This window comes from Jiangella alba (genome assembly GCF_900106035.1).
Taxonomy (GTDB): Bacteria; Actinomycetota; Actinomycetes; order Jiangellales; family Jiangellaceae; genus Jiangella; species Jiangella alba.
In genome coordinates this window covers 1,882,162-1,900,699 of record NZ_FNUC01000004.1, presented here as the reverse complement: position 1 = coordinate 1,900,699, position 18,538 = coordinate 1,882,162, and the positions used below count along the sequence as shown (strand labels likewise).

Sequence of the window (18,538 nt, the reverse complement as noted above, 5' to 3'; positions counted from 1 at the left end):
TCGGTGTCAGCCGTCGAGATAGAGCAACGCGGTGATCGTCTTGTTGCAGACGTCGCAGTGCAACGGCGCCTCGATCGACACGAGATCGCACTGGATGGTGGTCAACTGATCCACGACGCCGGTGTCGACCTCACGATCCCACGCCTCTTGCCATCGCTGCGTGTTCGTACGCAGCGCGGCTACGTAGTCAGAACACATGGTGTAGAAGCCGCGCACACCGTGCTCCTTCATGTACCGCCAGTTGAACCTCAGGGAGGTCAAGACGAGCGGCAATGGATGCACGGCCAGGACGTCCGCCCACGTCTCCGACACGTCGTCGATGTCGAGTCGAGCGGCCAAGGCGTCGAGACGTTCCCACTCGCCGGACACGTCGTAGTCGTCGCGAACCTGGTCGAGGATGCCGGCAGCGGTGGCAAGGTTGGCGGTCTTCGCCGCGAACTCACGGCTCACCGCGGTCAAGCTCTCGGCGTCCTGTTCCTTGCGGGCGATCTCGATGACGCGCTTCAGCTCGGTCGCGTGTGCCGATTCTCGACACAAGCAGTCGCCGAACGACAGCCACGGCTCGGGGATGCCGCGTTCGTTGGTGGTTTCGAAGATCGTGCGTCCCTGCTGACCCATGGTGCGCAACCTCCCAGCTGCTACAACCCGCACCTCTCCGTGAGGTACGAGGCGATCTGCCCGTCGGGCACGCGGACCTGGTCACCCGTGGCCATCTCCCGAACGGTCACCTCACCTGCCGACTTCTCCGCCCGGCCGTAGATGAGGCAGAACTTGGCACGCTGATCGTTCGCCCACTTCATCTGACGGGAGAGCTTTCCGCTGCTCCCGAGATAGACGGCCACGCGCAGACGTGCCGCGCGAAGGCCGGCGACCAGGGCGAACAGATCGGCCGCGGTCTGATCGTCGATGACGGTCACGGCGACATCCGCTCCGGTGGCGCCTGCGTCCTCGGCTTCGATGAGCGGCAGGATCCGTTCGATGCCGAGCGAGCCACCGCACGCAGGAAGGTCCGGACCGCCGAGCTTGGCGACCAGTCCGTCGTAGCGGCCTCCGGACGCGATCGAGCCCGGCATGCCGGGTGCCGTGACCTCGTAGATGACGCCTGTGTAGTAGTCGAGCCCGCGAACCAACGAGGGGGTGAACGAGATCCGCGCGATCTGCCCGGACACCAGGTGCAGGAGTTGATCGATCTCCGCCATACCGGCGCGACCGATCTCGGTGCCGATGAGCCGGTGACGGATCCGTTCCTGAGCATCCTCGGCCGTGAGGTCAGCGATGACCGACTTGGCTGTCGCATCGTCGAGGCCGACCCCGCGCAGCTCGACTGTCACGTCGTCGGGTGTGAGCTTGTCGAGTTTGTCCAAGACGATCAGAACCCGGCCGCTGATCGCTGCTGGAACCTCGTAGCCCTCCAGCAGCCCATGGAGCGTGTTCCGGGAATTCACGAGGAATCGGAAATCAGGCACGCCCAGAGCGGTGAGGGCATCGCTCAGCGCCGATACCGTCTCGGCATCTGCCAACGGTGAGCTGGAGCCGACGACATCGAGGTCACACTGGTAGAACTCGCGGAATCGACCGCGCCCCGGCCGGTCCGCCCGCCATACCGGTGCGATCGCGTAGCGCTTGTACGGGTTCGGGAGCTGACTCCCGTAGGCGGCGACGACACGAGTCAACGGGACGGTCAGGTCGTACCTCAGAGCCAGGTCGGCCTCGCCGGAGCCCTCGTGCATCCCGCGGCGGAGGATCTTGAAGATGAGCTTGTCGCCCTCATCCCCGTACTTGCCCGTCAGCACCTCCAGACGTTCGAACGCTGGCGTCTCGAGTGGCTCGAAGCCATACCGGTCGAAGACCTCTCGGATCGTGGCGAAGGCCGCATGCCGCTGCCGAACCTCGGCGGCGAGAAAGTCACGTGTTCCGGACGCTGGTGTGAGGTTGTTGGAAGTTGCCACCGCCATAGCCTCTCCGATGGGCTCACCGCGCGACAACGAGAACACCCCACTATCGGTCAGGGCCGGTCGAACAGGCGTGGCGGCCGGGGCCGCATCGGCCGCACCAGCCGCCACGCCAGGCAAGGGCGCCCAGCAGGCAAGTGGCTTCACCGCGCTGAGCATGAGGGTCTCCTCGAGGTCCGGACGACGGCAACTGCCGAAGGAACACCTCCGGCCGACCTGCACATCGCCACCCGGCACGTTCGTCACGCAAGTCCAGAAAACCGTCTCGATGGCGGACGTCGACACCACGAATTCAAGACATGCCGAGACGTCTTGACTACGATGGAACGTCCCGTCAACGGAGTGCCCGCATGCCCAACGAGCGTTTGCGCAGCCGTATCACCGCAGCCGGCCTGACGCTCGACGATCTCGCAATGCAGGTCGGGGTCGACCCGAAAACCGTCGAACGCTGGATCACCACCGACCGCGTGCCGCATCGACGACACCGCCAGGCCACTTCGACGCTGCTCGAATCGGATGAGGACTATCTCTGGCCGTCGATCGCCGATGAGTCCAGGGTCCGATCGGCGGGTGATACCGAGTTCGTCGAGTTCTTTCCGCATCGGGGCGCGGTACCTCAGTACCTGTGGACCACGTTGTTGCGTGACGTACAGGACGGCTTCGACATGCTCGTCTACGCCGGCCTGTTCCTCATGGACGCGAATCCGGACCTGCCGCGAGTGATCGCCGAGAGAGCCAACGACGGGGCCAGGGTTCGCCTGCTGTTCGGTGACCCGTCGTCAGAGGCCGTCAGGCAACGCGGTCACGAGGAGGGTATCGGTGAAGGGTTGCCGGCAAGGATCCGTATCAGCTTGAGTTATTTGCGAGAGCTACGTCATGAGCCCGGTGTGGAGATCCGCTTTCACCAGACCATCTTGTACAACTCGATCTATCGATTCGACGACGAGTTGCTGGCCAACGTTCACATGTACGGGTCGCCAGCACCCCACAACCCGGTCCTCCACCTGCGCCGCACACCCGGCGGACGCGTATTCGATCACTACCTGAACAGCTTCGACCGGGTCTGGGCCGGAGCAGCACCGGTGGAGGAACAGCAGGTAGGAGCATGAGGTTGAAGCGCATCGACTATCTGGACGATCCAGCTGCGCCGCCGGCGAACAGCCTCGTGCCCTCGGCGAATGCCGTCGTGGTCAACGATCCGGGGGAGATCCTGCTGATTCGTCGCACGGACAACGGCAACTGGTCGCTGCCAGGCGGCGCGATGGACATCGGAGAACGGATCGGCGAAACCGCCGTACGTGAGGTCAGAGAGGAGACCGGTATCACCTGCGAGATCACGGGACTCGTGGGGATCTACACGAACCCAGGCCACGTTCTCCAGTACACCAGCAACGGAGAGATCCGCCAGGAATTCTCGATCGTCTTCCGCGCACGGGCTGTAGGAGGGGAGCCGACACCAAGCTCGGAATCATCGGAGGTGCGCTGGGTCGGCGCGGGCAGCCTGCATCACTACGCCATGCACCCCTCCATGCGCCAGCGTATCGATCACTATCTCGAAGGCCGGGACCGACCGTACATCGGCTGAACCTCGATCGTCTTTTTCACGGCAGCCGCCACGGCGTCCGGGTGGGTCGTCACGCGGGCGACGGCCGCGCGTAGGTCACCCTCGGCGATCTCACTGAATCTGGTCACCACATGACCGTCGCCGTAGCGGGCCCGAATCTCGTCGAGCCGCTCGGTGACCGACAACGGCTCGCCGTCCGGGCCCGTCGTGAAATCGCACATGCAGAGGGCATCGGCGACGATCGTGCGTTCACGGGGGAACTCGCTCCTGAGCTCCGCACCGAGTCCGCGGAGCTTGGCCTCGGCCTCTGCACACGAGTGGTGGGCGACGAGGGCCGTCACTCGAGGGTCGAAACCGATGCGTCGAAGGTGTCGCGCGCCGTCCAGCGGGTGGAACCCGGTGTCGGCCAGGGCCGCCGAGTACCCGATGTCATGCAGCCACGCCGCACCGACGAGGGCTCGGCGATCGTCGCGCGTCGTCGCCGCAAGCGACTCCGCGAGCGACTCCGCGCGCTCTGCCACCGCCACAACGTGCCGCCAACGCCTCGGCCACTCGTCTGCCAGAAGCTCCTGCGCAAGGACACGTGCGTCGTCGATGATGGGCACTCCTCGAGACTACGACTCGCGCGTAGGCACACACCCGGCTGAGAATCGACAGTGGCGGGGTGGGCGGGACCGGCATCCCGCCCACCCCGCCACCGGTCCGAGCGGACGGTCAGCCGTCCAGCCAGGGGTCTTCGGGCCGTTCGCGGTCGAAGGTGGGCCGCGGGTCCTCCCAGTAGCCGCGGGTGAAGTCGGGCACCTTGACGGACTTGATGCGGCCGCCCTTCATCGAGTCGTGGCTGAGGGGGACGACCGAGCACCAGGCGGCCGAGTCGTAGACGTCGATGTCGGGGGTCATGCCGAGGCGCATGAGCTGCACCAGGCGGAAGATCGCGATGAAGTCGCCGCCGCCGTGGCCGCCGTACTGGTCGGCGAGGTCCTCGAGGGCCGGCCAGAGCCAGTGGTCGTGCTCGGCCATGATCGTGTTGTACGCGTTGCCGGTGCGCCAGGCGTGGTTGTCGTGCCCGAGCGACTCCAGGTAGATGCGCGCGTTGTCCAGTTCGACGACCCCGCCGCTGCCGGTGAGGGTGGTCTCGCGGCTGTACGGGTGCGGCGAGTTGACGTCGTGCTCGACCCGGATCATGCGGCCGTTCACGGTCTTGATCAGCGCGGTGTGGCGGTCGCCGGAGATGTACTCGTCGTCGTCCCACGAGGAGTGGTCGGGGCCGACCCGGGGGTCGTTCTCGCGGAACAGAGCGAGGTTCATCGGCGGCGACGAGACGGCGACCAGTTCGGAGAAGCGGTCGCCGCGGTTGATGTCCAGGGCGGCCGAGACCGGGCCGAGGCCGTGCATCGGGTAGTGCAGCGCGTTCATCCGGGTCTGCCAGTGCCGCCGCCAGTACTCCGGGTAGTACGCGCCGCCGAAGAAGTACGGCCAGCGCAGGTCGTGCACGTACCCGCCGGACGCGTGCTGCAGCTCGCCGAACACGCCGGCCTTGGCCATGTTGAACATCCGCAGCTCGGGCCGGAAGTAGTTGACGTTCTCCAGCAGCATGCAGTGCTTGCCGGTGCGCTCCGACGTGCGCACGAGGTCCCAGATCTCGTCGAGGTGGGGCGAGATCGGCAGCTCGACGGCGACGTGCTTGCCGTGCTCCATGGCGGCCTTGGCCTGCGGGTAGTGCCACTCCCAGGGGGTCGCGACGTAGATGAGGTCGATGTCGTCGCGCTTGACGAGGTTGAGGAAGTCCTCCTCGCCGTTGGAGTAGCCGACCGGTTCGACGTCCTGGAAGCCCTGGGCCATGATGCGCCCGATGGTGCGGCTGACGCGGTCCGGCCGGATGTCGCAGACGGCGGTGACGGTCGAGACGGCGCCCCAGCGGACGTCCTGGCCGCCGCCGCGCTGGCCGACTCCGATGAGGCCCACACGGACCTGCTCGAAGCCCTCGAACGGCACTTCGGCCATGGACCGCTCGCGCCCCTTGATGCGCGGTGGCTCACGGCGGGTGTCGTCGGCGACGTCTGCGGCGGCGGCCGCGCCGGTGGCGGCACCACCGAGCCCGGCGGCCGCGCCCAGGGCGGCACCGGTCCTGATGACGTCGCGGCGGGAGGGTCGATACCTGTGCGGAAGGGCCACGCGAATCACTCCTCTGATCGAAACTGCACTTTTCAATCGAGTAACGAGCATTATCGAGCAGAGCCGGAACCGCCCGCAAGGGGTGAAACCGGCTCGATCCGGAACCCGTCGAACTCGGCGAGCCCGGTGGCGCCGCTGACCACGTTCACGGCGCTCATGAACACCCCGGCGTCGACGGCGGCAGCGGCGGGCAGCGCCGCGGAGCCGACCTCCGTCCACGTGACGCCGTCGGCGCTGCACTCGCCGGCGAACGTCGAGCCGCGCCGGGTCAGGCGCAGGTGCACGGGCACGGTGAACGACGGCGCCTGACGGGTCGAGTCCAGCCGGCCGTCCCCGTTCGCGTCCCAGGAGAAGACGCAGCCGTTGCCGGGCGTGACGGCGATGTTGGCGTACCCGGCCGTTCCCTGGACGGCGAGGTCGTCGCGGGCGATCAGGCCGGCCCGGGCCCACGGCCAGGTCGGATCCTGCGCGACGACGGTCGCGCTGACGGAGCCGCCGTCGGCCAGTGCGCCGTCGCGGTAGACGGCGCCGAACTCGTTCGTGCCGCCCCACAGGTCGCCGCCACCGCCGACGATCGCGAACCGGTCGCCCTGCTGCCCGAAGGTCGCGTCGTTGAACGACACCGACGCGTACGGCGCCTCGACGGTGTCGTCCGTGAGCAGCCGCACCGACCCGGCCGACGCACCGCCCGCGGGCACGCCGTCCGCCGTCACCCGCACCGGCAGGCGTACGACCAGGTCGTCCGGCGGCGCCGTCAGGGCGACGTCCACCTCCAGCCGCGCCGACCCGCCGGGTGGCAGCGGCGGGACGTCGCCCACCGGGGTCGCGGTCATGCCGGCCGGCGTCACGACCTCGACGGCGACGTTCGCCGCGGTGGCGAACTCGTTCGGGTTCGTCACCGTGACGACCACCCGGGCCGGCTCCGACGGCGTCACCACGGGCCGCGACGCCGACGACGACGCGGCCAGCGCGAGCGGGTGGTCCGTCAGGTGCTCCAGCACCCGCCCGGCCACCTCGTGCACGTCCCCCGACGGCGTCACCGGCAGCGGGTCGGTGCGTGCGGCCCACGCCGCGCCGACGGCGTACCAGTCGATCGGCGCCGGCGCGGTGCCCGAGACCAGCGCCGCCTCCAGCGAGGAGAAGTACGCCCGCCAGCGCGGCGCGTAGTACGTCGACACCAGGCCGGACCACTCGCGATTGGCGTAGTCCGTCAGCCCGGCCTGTGCGCCGGATCGCGTCCCCCAGACCGACAGCAGCGTCCGCGCGTCGTGCTCCAGCCGGTCCGCCTCGGCCGCGTCGGCGCCCCACGACCGCGCGTCGGCCAGCCAGCGGCCGAGCAGCCAGTCCGGGTTGGTGGCCGCGACCTCGTCGACCAGCGCCAGCAGCGTCATCCACTCGTCGGCCAGCTCGCGGAACGCGGCGAGGTCACCGGACTCGTACGCGGCCCGCACCGAAGGCAGCAGCAGCCGGCTGCGGTTCGCCACCGCCTGCCGCGCGACGTCGGCGAGGTCGTACGCGTACGCCGACGACGACCGCAGCGCCGGCGGCACGTCCAGCAGCGCCGGCAGCGCGGCCGCGAACGCCGCCGCGTCGTACCGCAGGGCGGCCGGCGACCACTCGGCGGCACGGTCGGCGGTGAGGCTGGGCTCGGCGCCGAACAGCCCGTCCTGCGCCTCCGACCAGGTGCCCGACGGCATCGCGTACGCCGTGCGGCCGAGCGTCTGCCACGCCGCCCGCGCGGACGGCGACGGCCCGCCGTAGCGCCGGTCGGCCCAGTCCGCGAACCACGCGTCGAGGTCGACCGGCCTGTCGCGCCAGGCCAGCGACGTCAGCAGGTCGAGGGCGGCGGGGTTGCTGGCGCCCGCCTCGGGCAGCACGGCGATGCCGTCGAGGGCGCTCCCCGCACGGTCGCGCCAGTCGAAGAACCGCTCGTTCCAGACGCCGGCGTTGGCGCCCATCGTGGTGTGCCCGCCGAAGTTCCAGATCGACCCGAACGCGTACGGCGTGCCCTGCCACGACGCGTCGCGGTCCAGCCCGTCGTAGCGGTCGGACAGCCCGTCGACGATCAGCATCTTCGACCGGTCGACGGCGGCCAGCGTCTCGGGCCGCGGGTTGTTCTGCCAGCCGAGGATCGCCCAGATCGCGCCCGGCCGCGCCGCCTGCAGCGCGTCCTCGACCGCGACGCTGGCCGCGGCCACGTCGACGTCGCCGGCGACGCCGCCCTCGTGCAGCAGGTCCATCTTGTACATCGCGGAGTCGCCGAACCGGGCCCGCGAGCTGCGGTAGAACTCCGCCGCGACCTGCGGGAAGTGTGCGCCGGTGGGGTCGAGCCAGCCGGGCCGCTCGAACCCGACCCAGTCGCCCTGCGGCACCACGTTCGCGCCCGGGTTGCGCGCCGCGAAGCCGGCCGGCACCGTCCCGAAGTAGCCCGGCAGCACCGGCGTCATGCCCAGGTCGCGCAGCCGGTCGGCGATGCGCCGGCCCAGCTCGGCCCGCTCCTCGATCAGCGCCGCCGAGACCGGGCTCGGGAAGCAGCACATGTTCTGCAACAGCCACCACGGCTGGTGCGCCGGCGGCGGGATCCAGCCGCGCAGCTCGTCGGCGGTGTAGCCGAAGCGCTGGAACGTGTCGTAGTACACCGCCTCGGCGCCGACCGGCACGAACACCTCGTTGACACCGTGCAGCGCGAGCACGTCGATCAGCCGCTCCCAGTCGGCCCAGTCGCGGTACGGCCCGGTGTAGCCGTCGTCGGTGTCGTTGAGCGCGAACCGGTGCGTGACGGTGGCCGGGCGGACGATCTCGTCGCCGGGCAGCGGCAGCCGGGCGGGCAGGTCCAGCTGCTCACCGGTCCACGAGACGTTCGCGTCGGCGACCTCGCCGAGGTAGGCGTTCAGGCCGGTCAGCAGCACCGCCGGGCTGGTGCCGCCGATCTCGACCCGGCCGTTGCGGGCGCCGACGCGGTAGTGGTCGGCGCCGTCCGGTCCGGGCTGCTCGGCGACGAACCGGATGCGGCGGGCGTGGTCGGGCAGCAGCCGCCGGGCCGCCTCGACGGCCGGCCGCACGCTCCAGTCCGCGGCCCGGTACCCCTCCGGCTCGGTGCCCGACGACGGCACGGCCGCGGCCGGGAACGCCGCCGCAACCAGAGCGAGGATGACCACGAAGCGGGCTGGACGGAGGGCCATCGGCTACCCCTAGCGATCGATTGTGATCGAATTGCCCGGAGAATAGCCAGATTCACGCACTATGCCAAGGGCCGTCCGGTCATCGGCCGGCCCGCAGCACCCCCAGCAGCCGGGCCGTCTCGGCCGCCAGCGCCTCCCGCCCGGCGGCGACGTAGCGGCGCGGGTCGACCAGGTCCGGGTCACCGGCCAGCCGATCCCGGACCGCACCGGTGAACACCGCGTTGAGGTGGGTGGAGATGTTCACCTTCGTCATCCCCGCCTCGACCGCCCTGGTCAGCTCGGCGTCGGGCACGCCCGACGAGCCGTGCAGCACCAGCGGGACGGGCACCGCGGCGCGCAGCTTCGCGATCAGCTCGTGGTCGACGACGGCGTCGCGGGTGCGCATGGCGTGCGAGGTGCCGACGGCGACGGCGAGGGCGTCGACGCCGGTCGCGGCGGCGAACGCGGCCGCCTCGGCGGGGTCGGTGCGCGCGCCGGGCGCGTGCACGCCGTCCTTGCCGCCCACCTCGCCCAGCTCGGCCTCGACGGCGACGCCGTGGGCGTGGCAGTGCTCGACGACGGCGCGCGTGGCGGCGACGTTGTCGTCGTACGGCAGCTTCGACGCGTCGAACATGACGCTGCCGACGCCGAGCCGCACCGCCTCGTGGACGAGCTCGGGGTTCTCGGCGTGGTCCAGGTGCACGACGACGGGGACGGCCGCGGCCTCGGCGACGGCCAGCGTCGCGGCGGCGATCGGGGCCAGGGCGCCGTGGTAGCGCACGCAGTTCTCGCTGATCTGCAGCACGACGGGCGCGCCGGCCTGTTCCGCGCCGGCGACCAGCCCTTCGGCGTGCTCGAGCAGGATCACGTTGAACGCGCCGACGCCGCCGGAGCGGGCGGCGGCCGCGGCGAGGAGGGTGGGCATCGGGGTCAGCGTCATGCGAGTCGCTCCGTGTTCAACGTGGGCAGGAACCGTGCGTAGGCGGCGAGGTCGACCTCGCCGGCGGCCGCTTCGAGCACCGCCGCCGCCCCCAGCGCGGCGGCATCGGCGAGGACGTCGGGCCAAGGCGCACCGGTGACCAGGCCGCGGACCAGCGCGGCGACGGTGGCGTCGCCGGCGCCGGTCGGGTTGCCGCCGACGCCGGGGACCGCCGCGACCCGCCAGGCCGCGCCGTCGCCCGTCAGCCCGAGCAGGCCGTCGGCGCCCTGCGAGACGACCACGTGGCCGGCGCCGAGCGCGAGCAGCCGCCGGGCGGCGTCGGCGGGTTCGAGCCCGGGGACGGCGGCGGCCAGTTCCTCGGCGTTGGGCTTGAGCAGCGCCGGGCCGGCCCCGGCCGCGGACAGCAGGGCCGGCCCGGAAGTGTCGGCGACGGCGGGGACGCCGGCGGCACGAGCGGCCGAGATGAGCCGCGGCAGCAGGTCGTCCGGCGCGCCGGCGGGCAGGCTGCCGGACACCACCAGCGCGTCCGCGCCGCGCACTTCCTCGGTCACGGCCGCGACGACGGAGGCCCACTCCGCGGCGGACAGCGGGCGGCCGGGCTCGTTGAACGCGGTGGCCGCACCGGAGTCGTCGACGACGGTGACGGTGCGGCGGGTCGCGGCGGCGACGGGGACCGCCCGCACCGCGAGCCCGCCCTCGGCCAGCGCGCCGGCCAGCCAGTGCCCGCCCGGCCCGCCCAGCGGCGCGACCACGTCCGCGGGGACGCCGAGCGCCTGCAGCACCCGGGCGACGTTGACGCCCTTGCCGCCGGGCCGTTCCAGCACGTCGGCGACGCGGTGACTGGCGCCGGGCTCGACCACCGGCACCCGGTACGTCACGTCGACCGCCGGGTTCGGCGTGACGCAGACGACCCGGGTCACGCGACCAGCTCCCGCGCCAGCAGTCCGGCGCCGACGCACCCGGCCCGGTCACCCAGTTCCGCGGCGACGATGCGGGGCGGACGCTGGAAGGTCAGCCGCGCGGCCAGCCGGCCGGCCAGCGGACGCAGCACGAGGTCGGCCGACTCCCCCAGCCCGCCGCCGATCGCCACCACCGACGGCGCCAGCAGGCCGGTGAGCATCGACAGCCCGTAGGCCAGCGCGTCCAGCGCGTCGTCCCAGACGGCGACGGCGGCGGGGTCGCCGCGGCGGACCAGGTCGGCGACGTCGCGGCTGCCGGCGACGGTGGTGCCGGTGGCGGCGGCGTAGCGGCGGGCCACGGCGGCGGCCGACGCGATGGCCTCGAGGCAGCCGCGCCCGCCGCACGCGCACGGCAGGTCGTGTCCGACGGACACGTGGCCGATCTCGCCGGCGTAGCCGTCGGCCGCGTACACCCGGCCGTCGAGGATCAGCGCCGCCGCGATGCCCGTCCCGACCGGCAGGAACACGCCGTCCGACGCCCCGCGCAGCGCGCCGGCCCGGTGCTCGGCCAACCCGCCCGCCCGCACGTCGTGGCCGACCGCGACCGGACAGCCCAGCCGCTTCGCCAGCAGGTCGCGCAGCGGCACGTCCGCCCAGCCGAGGTTCTCGGCGTGCACCGCGACCCCGGTGGCGTCGTCGACGATGCCCGGCACGACGACGCCCACGGCGGCCGGCCGCGCGCCGCCGGCGAGGCGCCGGACGATCGCCTCGACGGCGTCCAGCACCGCCGCGCCGTCGGACCCGGCCGCCGGCGTGGCGGTGCGGTCGACGTCGGACAGCCGGCCGGAGGCGCCGAGCACACCGGCCTTGATCGAGGTGCCGCCGACGTCGACGGCGACCACCGGCCCGGCGCCGGAGCCCGTCATCTCAGCCGCCCGGCAGCACGACGGAGCGGGTGAGGTGCCGCGGCCGGTCGGCGTCGAGACCGCGCGCCTCGGCCAGCGCGACCGCGAGCCGCTGCGCCACCACCAGCTGCGCCAGCGGATCGAGCTCGCTGGTGACGAACGTCGCGCCGGTGGCGGCGACCTCGTCGGCCAGCCCGTCCGGCGGCGGCCCGAACGACCACACCAGCCGCCCCGGCTGGGCGATGGAGATGGGGCCGTGGCGGTAGTCCATGGCGGGGTACGCCTCGGCCCAGAACTGCGCCGACTCGCGCAGCTTCAGCGCCGCCTCGTGCGCCAGCCCGACGGTCCAGCCGCGTCCGACGAACGTCGCCTGCTCGGCCCCGACGAGGTCGTCGAGCGGCTCGGCCAGCGCCTTCTCCGCGTCAGCGGCCACCGGCCCGAGGTCGTCGCCGAGGTGCGCACGCAGCAGCGCCAGCGTGCTGGTGGCGAACCGGGTCTGCACGACCGCGCGCTCGTCGGCGAAGTCGAGCACGACCGACTGCCCGGCCGCCTCGGTCACCGGTGAGCCGGCGGTGGCGGTCAGCGCCACGGTGCGCGGCGCGCCGGGCCTGGCGGCGACCGTCGCCAGCAGGTCGAGCACCTCGGTCGTCGTGCCCGACCGGGTGATGGCGACGACGCTGTCGTAGCCGCGGCCGGTCGGCGCCTCGGACGCGGCGAACGCGTCGGTCTCACCCAGCCCGGCCTGCTCGCGCAGCGCCGCGTAGGCCATGGCCACGAACCACGACGTGCCGCAGCCCACGACGGCGACCCGCTCACCCGCCGCCGGGAGCGCCCGGCCGGCGTCGTCGAGCAGGTCGGCGGCGCGGACCCAGCAGGCCGGCTGACTGGCGATCTCCGCCCTGACGTGTTCGCTCATCGATGTGTGTCCCCTCTCGCGCGGCCCGGATCGTCTGCATCATATCGATCGAATCATCCACTAATCGAGCAGACTCAGTCGTGCCCCGTCACATACGATCAAGGTTGCGGTCCAGTCACGACCTGTTGACAGCGTTTCTCCCGGCCGCCACGATGGGTACCCGCATCGACAGATTGTGCGCGAAACGTGCATGAAACGCATACAAACAATCATCGCAGTGAGCGGACCTGGAGGGCGGGACATGAGACGACTGGTGTCGTTGACGGCGACGGCGGTGGCGGCGGGCCTGGTGCTCACGGCGTGCGGGTTCGGTGGTGACGACGACGGCGGTGGCGGCGGGTCCGCGAGCGGCGGCTCGACCACGCTCGACCTGCTCGTCCCCCAGTACAGCGACGGCACCACGGCGCTGTGGGAAGAGATCATCGCCTCGTTCGAGGACGCGAACCCCGACGTCACCGTGAACCTCGAGGTGCAGTCGTGGGACAACATCAACGACGTCATCCGCACCAAGGTGCAGGCCGGTGAGGCGCCCGACATCCTGAACATCGACGCGTTCAGCGGCTTCGCCAAGGACGACCTGCTGTACGCGGCCGACGAGGTCGTCTCCGAGGACACCTTCGGCGACTTCCAGGAGTCGTTCGTCGAGAACGCCTCCCTCGACGGCACCGTCTACGGCCTGCCGATGATCGCGTCGGCGCGGGCGCTGTTCTACAACGAGGACGTGCTCGCCCAGGCCGGCATCACCGAGCCGCCGGCCACCTGGGACGACCTCCTGGCCGCCGGCACCGCCATCGCCGGGCTGGGCACCGGCGTATTCGGCTACGGCATGCCGCTGGGCAGCGAGGAGGCGCAGGCCGAGACGTCGATCTGGACCTTCGGCGGCGGCGGGACGTGGACCGACGGCGACGCCATCACCGTCGACACCCCGGAGAACCTCGCTGCCGTCGAGTTCATGAAGCAGCTGATCGACGCCGGCGCCACCCAGCCCGACCCGGGCGCCACCGACCGCACCCCGATGCTCGACGTGTTCATCCAGGGCAGCATCGCGATGGCCGTCGGCCTGCCGCCGACCATCGGGCAGATCGAGGAGCGCAACCCGGAGCTCAACTACGGCATCGCTCCGGTGCCCACGCAGGACGGCTCGCCGGTGACGCTCGGCGTGGCCGACCACCTGATGGCGTTCCGCAACGACGACGACAAGCAGGAGGCCATCACGGCCTTCCTCGACCACTTCTTCAGCACCGACGTGTACCTGAGCTTCGTCGACACCGAGGGCTTCCTGCCCACCACGAAGTCCGGCGCCGAGGGCACCGCCAACGCGGAGCGCTTCGCCGACTTCCTCGCGCTGCTGCCCGACGCGCAGTTCTACCCGAGCACCAACGAGGCGTGGGCGGCCACGCAGGGCGCGCTGCAGAGCCTGGTCGGCCAGATCCAGACCCAGGACGCCGCGTCCGTGCTGCAGCAGATCCAGGCCAGCGCCGACAACGCATGACGACCACCGCGACCCGCCCCGCGACCCGGTCCTCCGACCGGGCGCGGGGCGGCCGCTCCCGCTGGGCCGCGACGGCCCGCGCCCTGCCCTGGCTCGGGCCGACGCTGCTGCTCGTCGCCGGCGTGGTGTTCTTCCCGGCCGGCTACATGGCGTGGACGTCGTTTCGCGACCTGAGCCAGTTCGGCATCGACAACGGGCCGGCCGGGCTGGACAACTACTCGCGGCTGCTGGAGTTCACCGCGCTGCCGCGGGTGCTGCTGAACACCGTCGTCTGGGTGGTCGGCGTGGTGGTGGTGACGGTGCTGCTGTCGCTGGGGCTGGCGCAGTTCCTGGACAAGGCGTTCCCGGGACGGCGCTTCGTCCGGCTCGCGATCATCATCCCGTGGGCGGCCAGCGTCGTCATGACCACCACCGTCGTCTACTACGGGCTGGACCCGTTCTACGGCATCATCAACGCGTTCCTCGTCGACGTCGGGCTGCTGGACCAGCCGTACGGGTTCACCCGCAACGCGGTCCCGGCGTTCCTGACGGCCATGGGCATCGCGGTGTTCGTGTCGCTGCCGTTCACCACGTACACGCTGCTGGCCGGGTTGCAGACGATCCCGTCGGACGTGCGCGAGGCCGCGGCCATGGACGGCGCCGGGCCGTGGGCGACGTACCGGCGGATCATCCTGCCGCTGCTGCGTCCCGCGCTCGCCGTCGCCACCATCATCAACATCATCAACGTGTTCAACTCACTGCCGATCCTGCAGGTCATCACCGGGTCGATCCCCGGCTACAACGCCGACACCACGACCACGCTGATCTTCAAGTTCATCCGGGCCGACCGGCAGATCGACACCGCCAGCGCGCTGAGCATCGTCAACTTCCTCATCGTGCTCGCCGTGATCCTCGTGTACCTGAAGGTCGTCAAGCCGATGAGGGAGGACTGAGCCGTGGCCGCCGCCGTCCGCACCCGAGGCCCGCACAGCGCCCGGAGCCCGCGCCGGACCCTGATGGCCGTCGCCGGCGCCCTCATCGCGCTGGTCTTCGTCCTGCCGTACCTGATCATGCTGATCGGGTCGTTCAAGTCGCGGTCGGAGATCCTGCGGGTGCCGCCGACGTACCTGCCCGAGGAATGGCTGCCGTCGAACTACGTCGACATGTGGTCGACGCCGGAGACGCCGCTGCCGTACAACCTCGTCTCGACGATCGTCATCTCGGTGTGTGCGACGCTGCTGGTGCTGGTGGTGGCCGCGCCGGCCGCGTACTACACGGCGCGGTACCGGTTCCCGGGCCGGCTGGTGTTCCTGCTGCTCGTGCTGGTGACGCAGATGCTGCAGCCGACGGTGCTGGCCACCGGGCTGTTCCGGCAGTTCGTCACGCTCGGCATCAACGACACCTGGCTGGCGATGATCCTGGTCAACAGCGCGTTCAACCTGTCGTTCGCGGTGTGGATCATGCACAGCTTCTTCGCCGCCATCCCGCGCGAGCTGGACGAGGCGGCCGCGCTCGACGGCGCGTCGCGGCTGCAGATCCTGCGCCGGGTGACGATGCCGCTGGTGTGGCCCGGTGTGGTCACCGCGATCATCTTCACGTTCGTCGCCTGCTGGAACGAGTTCGCCGCCAGCCTCGTCATCCTGACCACGGCCGAGAACCAGCCGCTGTCCGTCGCGTTGACCAAGTTCGTCGGGCAGTACGAGTCGGCCTGGCAGTATGTGTTCGGGGTGTCGATCGTCGGTATCGTGCCGGTGGTCGTGCTGTTCGCGCTGATCGAGAAGAGACTGGTGGCGGGGTTGACCGCCGGGGCGGTCAAGTGAGGGGGACGCCGTCGTGACCGACCAGCCGGCCGGGGAAGCCGGCACCGACCTGGACGGGCAGGCGCCCGACCGCGCCCGTCGCTGGCGGCAGATGCTCGACCTGCTGGCCGAGCGGGGCCGCCTCAGTGTCACCGAGACCGCGTCGGCGCTGTCGGTGTCCGAGGCGACCGTCCGCCGCGACTTCACCGAGCTGGCCCGCCAGCAGCTGGTCACCCGCACCCACGGCGGTGTGCTGGCGACGGCGGTCGCCTACGACCTCCCGGCCCGCTACCGCGCGTCGTCGGGCAGCGACGCGAAGGAACGCATCGCCGCGCTCGCCGCCGACCTCGTCGAGCCCGGCATGGTGGTCGGGTTCAACGGCGGCACCACCACGTCGGCGACGGCGCGGCGGCTGGCCGCCCGCATCGAGCACGGCCCGCACTCCGGCGAGCACGCGCTGACCGTCGTCACCAACGCGCTGAACATCGCCACCGAGATGGTGCTGCGCCCGCACATCCGCACCGTCTCGCTCGGCGGGGTGGCCCGGCCGCAGTCCTACGAGATGACCGGCCCGCTGGCCACGCTGGTGCTCAACGAGCTGTGGCTGGACGTGCTCATCCTCGGCATCGACGGGCTGACGGCGGCCGGCGGGGCGTCCTGCCGGCACGTCGGCGAGGCCGGCATCAACGCGCTCATGGTGCAGCGGGCCAGCCGCGTCGTCGTCGCCGGGACCGGCGAGAAGATCGGCCACCGCGCGTTCGCCCGCATCTGCGACGTCGACCAGGTCGACGTGCTGGTCACCGACCCCAGCGCCCCCGAGGACGAGCTGACCGCCCTGCGCACCGCGGGCGTCGAGGTGCACCTCGTCTGACCGCTGACGCCCCGGAATCCGGCGGATGGCGCCCAGTTCAACTCGGCAAGCGCCGGTTTCCGGGGCGTGAGCCGGAAAGCGGGGCGCGACACGCGCCGCACGGATCCGTCGCCCAGGTGCCAGTCCTCGTCAGCAGACGTCGTCGACGTTGACGGCGCCGTCGGCGTCGTTCGGCGTCTCGGTGCCGCCCGGCGTCTCGCCCTCGGCCGGCGGCTCCTCCTCGCCCTCGGCCGGCGGCTCCTCCTCGCCCTCGGCCGGCGGCTCCTCCTCGCCGGTGGGCGGGTCGGCCGGCTCCTCGGTGGCCGGCGGCTCCTCCTCGCCGGTGGGCGGGTCGGCCGGCTCCTCGGTGGCCGGCGGCTCCTCCGCACCGGTCGGGTCGTCCGCCGGCTCCCCCGTCGGCTCCTCTTCGGCGGGCGGCGTGGCGGCGGGGTCGAGCGACTCCTGGACGTACTCGCGGATGACGTCGTAGTCGGGGTTGTGGTACTCGATGATGTCGTTGGTGAACGGCAGGCTGCGCAGCCCGCCGGACTCCTGCACCTTGAGCGCCAGCTCGGCGAAGTCGGACAGCCGCGACTGCGTGATGTCCGTCGACATGGTGTTCTCGGCGGCCGACGCGAGCTGCTGGTAGCGGCGCAGCAGCGTCGTCGGGTTGGCCTGCTCGGTGATGGCGCCGATGACGCAGCGCTGCCGGCGCATGCGCTCGTAGTCGTCGGAGACCGGGCCGGGGCCGCAGCGAGCCCGCGCGAACCAGAGCGCGCGGTAGCCGTCGAGGTGCTGGTTCTTGCCCGGCTCGATCCAGCCCGACGGCTCCGTGCAGCGGCCCCACTGCTCCTTGGTGCCGATCGGGATGCGGTAGGGCACGTCGATGTCGATGCCGCCGAACGCGTCGACCAGGTACTGGAAGCCGCGCAGGTTGACCATGACGTAGTAGGAGATGTCGAGCCCGAGCGCCTCGCCGACGATGAGCTTGGCCGCCTCGGCGCCGGGATCGGGGATGCCCTCGAAGAACTCCGGGAACTCGTACGGCACGAACCGGTACACCGCCGACAGCCAGTAGTAGGCGTCCTCCTCGGGGCCTTCCCAGCCGTCCGGGTAGGCCTCGGCGAGCGGGGTGTTCGGCGGCATCGGCAGGTTGAGCAGGTTGCGCGGCAGCGAGAAGAGCGCGGTGTCGCCGGTCTCGGTGTTGATGCTGGCGACCATGACGGTGTCGGTGCGGGTCTCGTCGCGCCCGGGCCCGGCGTCGGAGCCGAGGATGAGCACGTTGACCCGCTGCTGGCCGGCCCACGGGTCCTCGTCGGACGAGTCGGGGATGGTGAGGCTGGGCTGGTCGTCGTCGGCGAACACGCTGCCGATGAGGTCGCGCTGGGTGTACGCGTACCGGCTGCCGAGGCTGAGCGGGCTGACCACCAGCGAGGCGACCACCACGACGACGAGCGCCGACAGCAGCCGCTGCGGGCCCCGCAGGCCGCGCGGCTGCAACAGGTACAGGCTGACCAGCGCGGTCAGCAGCCAGGCGACGGCCACCGCGGCGAGGCCGGCGGTGATGAGGTTCAGCGTGTCGGTGTCGGTGCCGGCGTCGACCAGGCCGGACCGCCCGCTGCGCACCACGGCGACCACGGCTCCGGCGGCGAGCAGCACGAACGCGACGAGGACCGTCCAGCCCAGCTTCTTCCGCCCGGCCGAGATGAGCCCGGCGCCCGGAACGAGCGTGCCGACACCGACCTGGCGCAGGAAGCGGCGGAACTCGGCCGGGCTGACGTTGGTGCGTCGCCCCCGAGCTCGTCGGCCGACCGTCTCGTCGCTGCTCATCGATGCCGCCGCCACACGCGTGCCCCTGCGCGGGCTGCCTCCTCACCAGGTCGGGACGTGCTGCCGATGGGTCGCC

At 71.5% G+C, this 18,538-nt stretch carries 16 protein-coding genes; 6 read left to right on the top strand and 10 right to left on the bottom strand.

The window, feature by feature from the left end:
• Window positions 1–6 precede the first annotated feature (6 nt).
• Window positions 7–618, bottom strand: coding sequence for a hypothetical protein (locus tag BLV02_RS26725; protein WP_069108821.1), 612 nt, complete (start codon window positions 616–618; stop codon window positions 7–9).
• Window positions 619–638: 20 nt separating this feature from the next.
• On the bottom strand, window positions 639–1,955 hold the full coding sequence (hisS, locus tag BLV02_RS26720; RefSeq protein ID WP_069109534.1) for a histidine--tRNA ligase: 1,317 nt from the start codon (window positions 1,953–1,955) through the stop codon (window positions 639–641).
• Between the two features lie 347 nt (window positions 1,956–2,302).
• Here hisS and BLV02_RS26715 point away from each other — a divergent pair, with 347 nt between their 5' ends.
• On the top strand, window positions 2,303–3,061 hold the full coding sequence (locus BLV02_RS26715; protein ID WP_069108822.1) for a DUF5919 domain-containing protein: 759 nt from the start codon (window positions 2,303–2,305) through the stop codon (window positions 3,059–3,061).
• A 2-nt stretch (window positions 3,062–3,063) separates the two neighbouring features.
• Window positions 3,064–3,537 carry an NUDIX domain-containing protein gene (locus tag BLV02_RS26710; RefSeq protein ID WP_216093921.1) on the top strand — a complete coding sequence of 158 codons (474 nt, stop codon included), beginning with the start codon at window positions 3,064–3,066 and terminating at the stop codon, window positions 3,535–3,537.
• Here BLV02_RS26710 and BLV02_RS26705 read toward each other — a convergent pair.
• The 7 genes from BLV02_RS26705 to BLV02_RS26675 all read right to left on the bottom strand — a co-directional run bounded on the left by BLV02_RS26705 (window position 3,501) and on the right by BLV02_RS26675 (window position 12,512).
• On the bottom strand, window positions 3,501–4,121 hold the full coding sequence (locus tag BLV02_RS26705; RefSeq protein ID WP_069108824.1) for an HD domain-containing protein: 621 nt from the start codon (window positions 4,119–4,121) through the stop codon (window positions 3,501–3,503). The genes BLV02_RS26710 and BLV02_RS26705 overlap by 37 nt on opposite strands.
• A 109-nt stretch (window positions 4,122–4,230) precedes the next feature.
• A complete protein-coding gene (locus BLV02_RS26700) occupies window positions 4,231–5,691 on the bottom strand; it encodes a Gfo/Idh/MocA family protein (RefSeq protein WP_069108825.1) in 1,461 nt (486 codons plus the stop codon).
• 50 nt (window positions 5,692–5,741) lie between these two features.
• A complete protein-coding gene (locus BLV02_RS26695; RefSeq protein WP_216093922.1) occupies window positions 5,742–8,873 on the bottom strand; it encodes an alpha-N-acetylglucosaminidase in 3,132 nt (1,043 codons plus the stop codon).
• Window positions 8,874–8,952: 79 nt separating this feature from the next.
• The gene (locus BLV02_RS26690) at window positions 8,953–9,792 is read right to left on the bottom strand and encodes a class II fructose-bisphosphate aldolase (RefSeq protein ID WP_069108826.1); all 840 of its coding nucleotides are present in this window, start codon (window positions 9,790–9,792) and stop codon (window positions 8,953–8,955) included.
• Window positions 9,789–10,712, bottom strand: a complete 924-nt coding sequence (locus BLV02_RS26685) for a 1-phosphofructokinase family hexose kinase (protein ID WP_069108827.1) — start codon at window positions 10,710–10,712, stop codon at window positions 9,789–9,791. The genes BLV02_RS26690 and BLV02_RS26685 overlap by 4 nt, the downstream gene beginning before the upstream one ends.
• Complete coding sequence (locus BLV02_RS26680) at window positions 10,709–11,617, bottom strand: ROK family protein (RefSeq protein WP_069108828.1); 909 nt, start codon at window positions 11,615–11,617, stop codon at window positions 10,709–10,711. The genes BLV02_RS26685 and BLV02_RS26680 overlap by 4 nt, the downstream gene beginning before the upstream one ends.
• Window position 11,618: 1 nt before the next feature.
• Window positions 11,619–12,512, bottom strand: a complete 894-nt coding sequence (locus BLV02_RS26675; RefSeq protein ID WP_069108829.1) for an SIS domain-containing protein — start codon at window positions 12,510–12,512, stop codon at window positions 11,619–11,621.
• A 241-nt stretch (window positions 12,513–12,753) separates the two neighbouring features.
• Here BLV02_RS26675 and BLV02_RS26670 point away from each other — a divergent pair, with 241 nt between their 5' ends.
• The 4 genes from BLV02_RS26670 (at window position 12,754) to BLV02_RS26655 (ending at window position 16,653) form a co-directional block, all read left to right on the top strand.
• Entirely contained in the window at window positions 12,754–14,004 is a 1,251-nt protein-coding gene (locus tag BLV02_RS26670) for an extracellular solute-binding protein (RefSeq protein ID WP_069108830.1), read from the top strand.
• Window positions 14,001–14,936, top strand: coding sequence for a carbohydrate ABC transporter permease (locus BLV02_RS26665; RefSeq protein WP_069108831.1), 936 nt, complete (start codon window positions 14,001–14,003; stop codon window positions 14,934–14,936). Before BLV02_RS26670 ends, BLV02_RS26665 begins: the two co-directional genes overlap by 4 nt.
• 63 nt (window positions 14,937–14,999) lie before the next feature.
• Window positions 15,000–15,803 carry an ABC transporter permease subunit gene (locus BLV02_RS26660; RefSeq protein ID WP_069109536.1) on the top strand — a complete coding sequence of 268 codons (804 nt, stop codon included), beginning with the start codon at window positions 15,000–15,002 and terminating at the stop codon, window positions 15,801–15,803.
• Between the two features lie 13 nt (window positions 15,804–15,816).
• A complete protein-coding gene (locus BLV02_RS26655; protein WP_216093924.1) occupies window positions 15,817–16,653 on the top strand; it encodes a DeoR/GlpR family DNA-binding transcription regulator in 837 nt (278 codons plus the stop codon).
• Between the two features lie 129 nt (window positions 16,654–16,782).
• Here BLV02_RS26655 and BLV02_RS26650 read toward each other — a convergent pair whose 3' ends face one another.
• The gene (locus BLV02_RS26650; RefSeq protein WP_143045074.1) at window positions 16,783–18,462 is read right to left on the bottom strand and encodes an LCP family protein; all 1,680 of its coding nucleotides are present in this window, start codon (window positions 18,460–18,462) and stop codon (window positions 16,783–16,785) included.
• Window positions 18,463–18,538 lie beyond the last annotated feature (76 nt).